The sequence below is a fragment of the Bacillus sp. SIMBA_005 genome (assembly GCF_046535585.1).
GTDB classification, from domain to species: domain Bacteria; phylum Bacillota; class Bacilli; order Bacillales; family Bacillaceae; genus Bacillus; species Bacillus pumilus.
Genome location: NZ_JAWRWI010000963.1, coordinates 1 through 245 on the forward strand (window position 1 = coordinate 1; position 245 = coordinate 245).

The 245-nt window shown below is 45.7% G+C and carries 1 protein-coding gene; it reads right to left on the reverse strand.

The window, feature by feature from the left end; translation table 11 throughout:
- Positions 1-245: putative inorganic carbon transporter subunit DabA (locus SB660_RS22955; protein ID WP_410584830.1), on the reverse strand; the 245-nt coding region annotated here is incomplete at both ends.

The window sequence follows — 245 nt, forward strand, 5'->3', positions numbered from 1 at the left end:
GGTGCTTGGATGAGTATCAATAAACGAAGAGGAGAATGATAGGCCTCGTGATCTGATTCCATGACCGATTGCCAAGGCAGTCCGGCTAACAAGTCGCTTGCATTCCCCTGCATAACGCCGAGACCTGCAGTAACGGTTTGAGTTGCTTTATTTCCGCTGCCATAATAATGAGGTGCTACCGTTGATGCGTAATATTGTAAATTAATCCATTGGGCTACAGTTCCAGGTCCTGCAATAATATTTGC